General features: G+C 63.8%; 6 protein-coding genes and 1 pseudogene (1 of these 7 running past the window's edge). 3 read left to right on the forward strand and 4 right to left on the reverse strand.

The features are described from left to right. The first annotated feature begins 42 nt into the window (after nucleotides 1–42). Nucleotides 43–336, forward strand: a complete 294-nt coding sequence (locus BGN91_RS03090; protein ID WP_292610492.1) for a hypothetical protein — start codon at nucleotides 43–45, stop codon at nucleotides 334–336. Here the strand turns inward: BGN91_RS03090 and BGN91_RS03095 are convergent. From BGN91_RS03095 to BGN91_RS03110, 4 genes are all read right to left on the reverse strand, one after another. After that, nucleotides 333–1,805, reverse strand: a complete 1,473-nt coding sequence (locus tag BGN91_RS03095; protein WP_292610486.1) for a trehalose-6-phosphate synthase — start codon at nucleotides 1,803–1,805, stop codon at nucleotides 333–335. The genes BGN91_RS03090 and BGN91_RS03095 overlap by 4 nt on opposite strands. Before the next feature lie 177 nt (nucleotides 1,806–1,982). Next, entirely contained in the window at nucleotides 1,983–3,776 is a 1,794-nt protein-coding gene (locus BGN91_RS03100; protein WP_292610487.1) for a glycoside hydrolase family 15 protein, read from the reverse strand. Next, nucleotides 3,773–4,534, reverse strand: a complete 762-nt coding sequence (gene otsB, locus BGN91_RS03105) for a trehalose-phosphatase (protein WP_292610493.1) — start codon at nucleotides 4,532–4,534, stop codon at nucleotides 3,773–3,775. The genes BGN91_RS03100 and otsB overlap by 4 nt, the downstream gene beginning before the upstream one ends. A gap of 41 nt (nucleotides 4,535–4,575) precedes the next feature. Then, nucleotides 4,576–6,045: an MFS transporter gene (locus tag BGN91_RS03110; protein ID WP_292610488.1), complete on the reverse strand. Its 1,470-nt coding sequence runs from the start codon at nucleotides 6,043–6,045 to the stop codon at nucleotides 4,576–4,578. A gap of 386 nt (nucleotides 6,046–6,431) precedes the next feature. Here BGN91_RS03110 and BGN91_RS03115 point away from each other — a divergent pair, with 386 nt between their 5' ends. After that, nucleotides 6,432–7,070 (forward strand): OmpA family protein, encoded by a 639-nt coding sequence (locus tag BGN91_RS03115; protein WP_292610489.1) that lies wholly within the window; start codon nucleotides 6,432–6,434, stop codon nucleotides 7,068–7,070. A gap of 191 nt (nucleotides 7,071–7,261) precedes the next feature. After that, nucleotides 7,262–8,157 (forward strand): annotated as a pseudogene (locus BGN91_RS03120) (caspase family protein); it runs 558 nt beyond the window's last position.

The raw sequence follows: 8,157 nt of genomic DNA on the forward strand, positions 1-8,157 counted from the left end.
CGGATGACTCGCATCGCCCTGATCGCCGCTGCTGGCTTCACCATGCTGGTCGCCACGACGCCGGCGACGGCGCAAGTGTGCAAGCATGACGGCCCGGCGGTGAGTTGCAACGATGGACGGCGCGGCATTCTCTCAGGCGATGAAATCATCTGGCCCGACGGGACGCGCTCAAGCCCATCGCCGCATCCGAGCGTCGCCATCGGGAACAAGTCGTCAGTTCGCGTGGGGCCAGGCGTGTTCGTCGGCAGGCGAGACGGCGCCGTGCCTCTCGACGATCCAAACGCGCCGAACAAGACGCGCTGCGCGATCCTCGACGGCGTTTCCTATTGCTACTAGTGAACGCGCGCGCCGCTCCGAGAACCGACGACGTGCAGCGGCCATGATTTCGGCGACTCGACAGCCGGCAGCTCGCCGGCCGATTCCTTGTTTGAGGCGTGCGCATCCTGGAGCGCGTCGGAGAAATCCGCAAACCACTGCTGAATGGTGCCGGCGCGCAACTTCCGCATCATGGCTTCCCAGCGCATGCGGCGTTCGGTCAGCGGCATCGCGAACGCCGTGGCGATGCCGCGCGACATCCCGTCGATTTCGTGCGGGTTGACCAGCAGCGCGGTCTGCAATTCATTCGCCGCGCCCGCGAACTTGGACAACACCAGCACGCCGGGATCAGCCGGGTTTTGCGCGGCGACATATTCCTTGGCGACCAGATTCATGCCGTCATGCAGCGGCGTCACCACGCCGACGCGCGCGGTGCGATAGAGTCCCGCGAGCACCGTCTGATTGAATCCCCGGTTGAGATAGCGGATCGGCATCCAGTCGGCCTCGCCATGACGGCCATTGACGTCGCTGACGAGTTTCGCAAGTTCGCTCTGCAAGTTCCCATAGGCTTCGATCGTGCCGCGGGAAGGGGTCGCGATCTGCAGCAGGGAGACGGAGCGCTTCAACTCTGGCTGCAAAGCCAGCATACGGTCGAATGCGTTGATCCGGTTCACCAGCCCCTTGGAATAGTCGAGACGGTCGACACCGATCGCCAACTGCTCGCCGTTCAGGCTGCGCCGCAACCGCGAGACGTCGGGATGGGTGATGGCCTTGGCGGCCTGCACCGCGAATTTCTCGACGTCGATTCCGATCGGGAACACCGCGCAGCGCGACTTGCCATAGCGCGAGGTCACGACGCCATCGTCGATCTTGAGACCGAGCTCGGACTGAAGATAGCTGAGGAAATTCTCGCAGTCGTCGTCGGTCTGGAATCCGATCAGATCGTAGGCCAGCATCGCCTCGACCAGTTCGCGATGGTGCGGAACGGCGCCGACGACGGCGCGGGCCGGCCACGGCGTATGCAGGAAGAACCCGATCGGATTCCGCACACCGAGATCGCGCAACTCGGCGCCAAGCGCCAGAAAGTGATAATCCTGAATCCAGAACGCGGTATCCGGCTTGCGGAAACGCATCAGCGCGCGCGCCATGAAGGCGTTGACCTCGCGGTACGATTGATAGTCGTCCTGCGAGGCGCGAATGAGATCGGAGCGGGAGTGCAGCGCCGGCCATAACGCGGAGTTGGCGAAACCTTCGTAATATCCGCCGTAATGCGCCGCGGGCAAATCCAGCAACGCCAGCGCACCCGCGCCCATGGCCTCGACTTCTGCAAATGTGTCCTTGTGAAACCCGTCGCGCACACGACCGCTGGAACCCACCCAAATCGCGCCTGATTTTTCAACAACCGGCAACAGCGCCGCAGCAAGTCCACCCGTCAGGGGCTCATTGGCTCGCGCGCGCGCCACGCGATTTGAAACGACAACGAGGTTCACAGGGGTCCTCCCTTTATTGCCCGTCGATAAACGCTCGTTCATCAATATGGTTCCTTGCCTCCTTCCAACCAAATTGACGCCAAATTCGGGCAAGGTAGAAAGATACTCAAAGTTCCCGTGACCGAAAAGATATTCATTGTCATCACGACGTTTACGACAAGTGTTTTTCTTTCGGTCTCAACTGCGCCAGTATCGATCCTCCCAGTTGCGGGACAATCTCATGCCGGTGAGGATCAGGCCGGCCATGGAATAGGTCTGCGGAAAGTTCCCGAATAGCGCGCCGGTTTTCGGATCCACGTCTTCCGAAAGGAGTCCGAAACGATTGCGATGCGCGAGCGCATCCACGAAAGCCTCCCGCGCTTCCTCGCGGCGTCCGAGCGCCCACCACGCATCGATCAGCCAGAACCGGCAGATCAGGAATGCCGTGACCGGGACACCGAAGTCGTCTTCCGCAGCGTAACGCATCACATGCTTCTCACGCAAAAGTTCGCGCTCCATGGCGGCGACGGTTTTCACGAACCGCGGATCGTTGACCTCGCAAACGCCGAGCTCGGGCAATAGCAGCACGCTTGCATCGAGATCATCGGACCCAAATGCCGAGGTGAAGGCCTCGCGCTTCGGATTCCATGCGCGATCCAGCAGCTCGGCGTGCAACGGGTCGGCGACCGCGTTCCAGTGCGCGGCACGTTCCGGCAGATCCAGCCGTTCCGCGATCGCCGCAAGCCGATTGATTCCGGCCCAGCACATCGCGGCGGAATGAGTGTGAACGCGCTGGCGGCCACGGTATTCCCAGATGCCGGCGTCGCCCGTCATCGCGACCCTTGCCGCCTTGTGGCCGAGCGATTCGAGAAGGGAGAACAGGCTTTCGTCGCCGGGGCGCGGCAGCCGGCGGTCGAAGAACAGCGGCAACGCCGCCAGGATGGCGCTGCCGTAGGTGTCGTGCTGTTTCTGGTCGACCGCGGCGTTGCCGACCCGCACGGGCCCATCGCCGCGGTAGCCCTGAAGATCGGCGGCGGTCCATTCGTCCAGCGGCAGATTCGGGACCACGCTGTAGACCGGCTTCAGGTCCTCGTCGGTGTTCGATGCGATCGAGAGCGTGAAGCCGATGAAATCTTCCATGGTCCGCGTCGCGCCGACGCGGTTGAGCGCCTTCACCACGAAATAGGCATCGCGCAGCCAGCAATAGCGATAGTCCCAGGTGCGGCCGGAGCCGGGCGCCTCCGGAATGGAGGTGGTGTGCGCGGCGATGATGCCGCCGGTCTCCTCGAAGTTGGACAGCTTGAGCGTCACGGCGGCGCGGATGATGGCTTCCTGCCATTCGTAGGAGATGTAGAGACGCCGCACCCAGCTTTGCCAATAGGTCCTGGTCTCTTCGGCGAAGCGCTGGGCGGTCGACGCCAGATCGCCGGGAAAGGGTTCGTCGTTGCCGAACACGAGATGCATCGGCCGCGTCAGAACGAACGGCGTTTCGTTTTCGATCAGGGCGAGCGGTGCATCCGTGGTCACGCGGATCGCCGTATCGTCTCCCTCGACGTAGCGGATGTGATTGCTGCCCATCGAATGCCGCTTGAGCGGCTTGCCGTAGGTGTGGGTCGGCCGAATACGAATCGTGATCCGGGGCAAGCCCGCGACAGGCTCGATGATGCGAAACAACTGCGGCGGACGGAAGATGCGGCCGTACTGCCGGAAGCGTGGCGCGAAGTCGGTGACCCGCACCGCATTGCCGCGGCCATCAGTCAGGACCGTGGACACGATCGCAGTGTTGCGAACATAGTCCGACTGGAAATCGACCATGCCGTCCAGCACGACATCGCTGAAGCCTTTTTCTTCATGTCCCGCAAGCAGGCGCGAGAACACCGGATCGGAATCGAACCGCGGGAAACACCACCACACCAGGCGCGCGGTGGGATCGACAAGCGCGGCCGTGCGGCAGTTGCCGATGACGGCGAGATCGAGGCCGTGATCGATCATTCCGCGACGGCCTGTTCGTCATCGAGAAGCCGGCTCAGCCACGCCCTGACATCGCTCGGCGCCTGAAAGTGGCCGTCGACGCCCTTGGCGCGCCGGCCCACCGAAAACGCCAGACCCTTCAGGTCGGGCATGATCGCGAACACCGTTTCATCGGTCACGTCGTCGCCGATGAAGACCGGACGCCGTCCCTTGAACGGCTCATGGACCATCAGTTCGGTGACGCCGGTCGCCTTCGTGAAACCGGAATGCTTGATCTCGCATACGAGCTTGCCGGGCAGCACCTCGATCGGCGCGTTGGGCAGGTCGGCGCGTATCGCCGAAACCGCATCGTAGATCGACCGTTCGGCATCCGGAGCCTTTCTGTAGTGCAGCGCCAGCGAGTAGCCCTTGTTCTCAACGAGGATGCCGGCGTGCAATCCGGCGATCGCCGCGAAACGCCGGATCAAGTCCTCGTTCATCGGCGGCGCTTGCGCAGCCACGGCTTCGCTTTGGGATGAAATGCGCATCTCCGCGCCATGGCCTCCGACCGCCGGGAACAGCATCGGGGCGAATATCCGGTCGATATCGCTGAGCGATCGCCCGCTGACCAGCGCCAGCGCGCCGTCCGTCTGCTCCAGCAGGCGTGACAGCGAGTTGGCGAGCCCCGGCGGCACCCGAACTTCGCTCGGCGACGGTGCGAGATCGAGCAACGTACCGTCGATATCGAGCAACAGCGCGGATGTGCGCAGCGGCAGCATTAAAGGGCGGTCGTCAGCCATGAAGGCGGTTTTCTTCGGCACGGTTTCCATCAAATCCTGATTCATCGCGACTCCACAACGGCAAGCGGCGACGCCACCGATTCGAGCGGGCGCCGCTCGGCGGCAATTCCGTATCGCCAGCCGATCAGCGCGGCGGCGATCATCAATCCCGATCCCAGACAATACCCCGCGAACACGCTGTCACGCGAGCCGCTGTCGATCAAGGCCCCGAACAGCGCAGGACCGGCGACGCCGCCGATCGCCGTCCCGATGGCGTAAAACATCGCGATCGCCAGCGCCCGCACTTCAAGCGGAAAGGTCTCGCTCACGGTGAGGTAAGCCGCGCTCGCCGCCGGCGAGGCAAAGAAGAATATCACCATCCATGCGATCGTCTGGGTCTGCGCGGTCAGAGCGCCCGCCGCGAAAAGATAGCCGGATATGGCCAGCAAGACGCCCGATATCCCGTAAGTGAAGGCGATCATGGCGCGGCGCCCGATCGTATCGAACAGCCGGCCGAGCAACAGCGGCCCGAGAAAGTTGCCGGCCGCGAACGGCAGGACGTACCAGCCGATCCGTTCCGCCGGAATGCCGAAGAAGGTCGACAGCACCAGCGCGTAGGTGAAGAAGATCGCATTGTAGAAGAACGCCTGCGCGATCATCAAGGCAAGGCCGACCAGCGACCGCTGCCGGTATGCGCTGAACAGCGTCCGCGCCACCTCGCGCAGCGGCGTGTGATCGCGCATCCGAAGTCTGATCGTCGGCCACGCTTCGTTAGCGGCTGCATCCGGATGGCGCGCCGCCATCCGTTCGATCTCGGCGACGATGTGGATCGCCTGATCCGGCCGTCCGTGAATCATCAGCCAGCGCGGGCTTTCCGGAATCCATAGTCGCATCACAAACACCACCAGTCCCAGCACCGCGCCGGTCAGGAATGCAAGCCGCCAGCCCAGTTCCGGATCGATCACCTGCGGATCGAGCAGGACGATCGCGCCGGCCGCGCCGAGCGCGGCACCGATCCAGAAGCTGCCGTTGATGGTCAGATCCGTCCATCCGCGATAACGCGCCGGCACCAGTTCCTGGATCGTGGAATTGATCGCTGTGTATTCGCCCCCGATGCCCGCACCGGTGAGAAACCGGAACAGCGCGAAGCTGACGAGATCCCATGACAGCGCGGTCGCCGCCGTCGCGGTCAGATAAAGTGCCAACGTGACGAAAAAAAGTTTCTTGCGACCGATGCGGTCCGTCAGCCAGCCGAAACCCAGCGCCCCGAGCACGGCCCCGGCGAGATACGCGCTGCCGACGAGGCCGATGTCGAAATTGGTGAATTGAAGCGTGGGACTGTCCTTGAGCGCGCCGGACAGTGCGCCGGCGAGCGTCACCTCCAGCCCGTCCAGGATCCAGGTGATCCCGAGCGCGGTGACGACCCGCGTATGAAACAGGCTCCAGCGCAGGCTGTCGAGGCGTGCGGGAATGTCCGTCTCGACGATTGCGTCGGCATATCGCGGCAATGGTTGTGCTGGGATGATCGCCAAAATTGCACTCACTTCGCGCCGGACAGCGGATCGAAGAGCGGCTCGAATGGAAAGCGAGCAGCTTGCCGGCGATCATCCCTTCCCGATTGCTGTGTTCTGGTGCGTCCTTGGCAGGAGGATGGCAACGCGCAAACCTGCCGCTGGTTCCGTGCCCGTCACGGCCGGCGTCGCCGGGAATCGCCCGCGCGCCGGATTGATGCGCCGGGACGCATTGAATAGTCTTGAACGAATCCGGACCCGATGACGTCAAATCCAGACCGCCGGGGCCGCGCCAATCCTTTTAGATCGACCGGCGTGATGCAGATCACAGTATGGCCCGGCACCCCGGCACAGAGTGCGGCAGCCGTCCTCGTCGCGGGGCGGCCATGAAGGACAGGGAGAAGATCATGTCTCGTCGGACGACATCGGGAAAAACGCTGGCCGCAGCCATGCTGGCCGTCGGCCTGACTGCAACGGCAATGCCTCGGAGCGTCTCGGCCGGCGACCTCTCCGCGCAGCAGATCATCGACGGGCTGAAGGTCTCGCGGACGCGAAGCCTCAGCGCGCCCACACAGCCCGCATTGACCCCGGGCGATCTGGATTTCGTCAAAAGCGTGCGCGGCAGGACCCGCTCGCTGTCCCTGGACGACCGCGACCATCTGGCGGCGATCGCCGCCCAGCGCCCGAAGATCGATCTGGACATCAATTTCGATTTCGATTCGGCGGCCCTGACTCCGCGCACCGAACCGCAGTTGCACAGCCTCGGCAAGGCGCTGACGAGCGACGAACTCGCGGGCTCCGTCATCATGCTCGGCGGCCATACCGACGGCAAGGGATCCGACGCCTACAATCACGATCTCTCCGAACGCCGGGCCGAAGCCGTGAAGCGTTTCCTCATCGAGACGTATCATATTCCGGCAGCGAACCTGCTCTCCGCCGGATATGGAAAGGAGGGTTACAAGAATCCGACGGACCCGTTCGCTGCGGAAAATCGCCGCGTCGAAGTCGTCAACATGGCCGGGAAAGAGCAGGCCGAGAAAAAATGACGCCGGCAGGAGCGCCGCAAACCGCTCCGCGCTCGGGCCGTGCAGCGCGAATACGATCCGTCGAGGCATCACGCGCAATATTCACCGGAGGTTAACAAGCGCCGCACCGCCGGTTTGAAAACGCCGATGGCGTCATATAAGGTCGCCACGGCGCGGACTGGAACGGCATCTGACGGGTGGACTGGCGTCCCATGAACCTTCGATCTGCTGGCGTGGCGGCGTTGATGCTGGCGATGCTGCCTGCGATGGCGCCGGCGGCTGCGCCGGCCGCGACGGAAAAGGGCAGCGCACGGATCGCGCTCGTGATCGGCAACGCCAGCTATCCCGACAGCGAAGCGCCGCTCAAGGAGCCGATCAACGATGCCCGCGACGTTGCCGACGAACTCAAGCATGACGGCTTCGACGTCGAGACCGGCGAGAATTTGACCGGCGAAGCCATGCGCCACGCGCTTCAACGCCTTTACAGCCGCATCAAGCCCGGCAGCGTCGCGCTGATCTTCTTCAGCGGATATGGCATCCAGTCCGGTCGCCAGAGCTTTCTCATACCGGTCAATGCGCAGATATGGACCGAAGCGGACGTTCGCCGCGACGGCTTCAGCCTGGAAACCATCCTGGGCGAGATCAACAACCGCGGCGCCGGCGTCAAGATCGCGCTGATCGACGCATCGCGCCGCAATCCGTTCGAGCGCCGCTTTCGCAGCTTCTCGGCAGGCCTGGCGCCGGTGATCGCGCCGAGCGGCACGCTGGTGATGTATTCGGCGGCGTTGAGTTCGGTGATCGGCGATACCAGCGCGGATCACAGCCTGTTCGTCGGCGAGTTGCTGAAGGAGATTCGCGTTCCCGACCTGACCGCCGAGGAAACGCTGAACCGGACCCGCGTCGGCGTGACCCGGGCGTCGCGCGCCGAGCAGGTGCCGTGGATTTCGTCGTCTCTGGCGGAGGATTTCTATTTCATTCCCGGCCAGCACGGCACGCCCGGCGTCGCCGCAGCGCCACCGTTGCCGCCACGTCCGAAAGCCGAGCCCATCACAACGCAGCCGCCGGTCGCGCCCGCGCCACCACCAGTCGCATCCGCACCTCCGACGCC

It is taken from the genome of Nitrobacter sp. 62-13, from assembly GCF_001896955.1.
GTDB lineage: Bacteria > Pseudomonadota > Alphaproteobacteria > Rhizobiales > Xanthobacteraceae > Nitrobacter.

Excerpts from the sequence above, each read along its gene's own strand:
- BGN91_RS03090 (WP_292610492.1), top strand. The coding sequence starts at position 43 with ATGCTGGTCGCCACGACGCCGGCGACGGCGCAAGTGTGCAAGCATGAC.
- BGN91_RS03100 (WP_292610487.1), bottom strand. The coding sequence starts at position 3,776 with ATGATCGATCACGGCCTCGATCTCGCCGTCATCGGCAACTGCCGCACG.
- otsB (WP_292610493.1), bottom strand. The coding sequence starts at position 4,534 with ATGGCTGACGACCGCCCTTTAATGCTGCCGCTGCGCACATCCGCGCTG.
- BGN91_RS03115 (WP_292610489.1), top strand. The coding sequence starts at position 6,432 with ATGTCTCGTCGGACGACATCGGGAAAAACGCTGGCCGCAGCCATGCTG.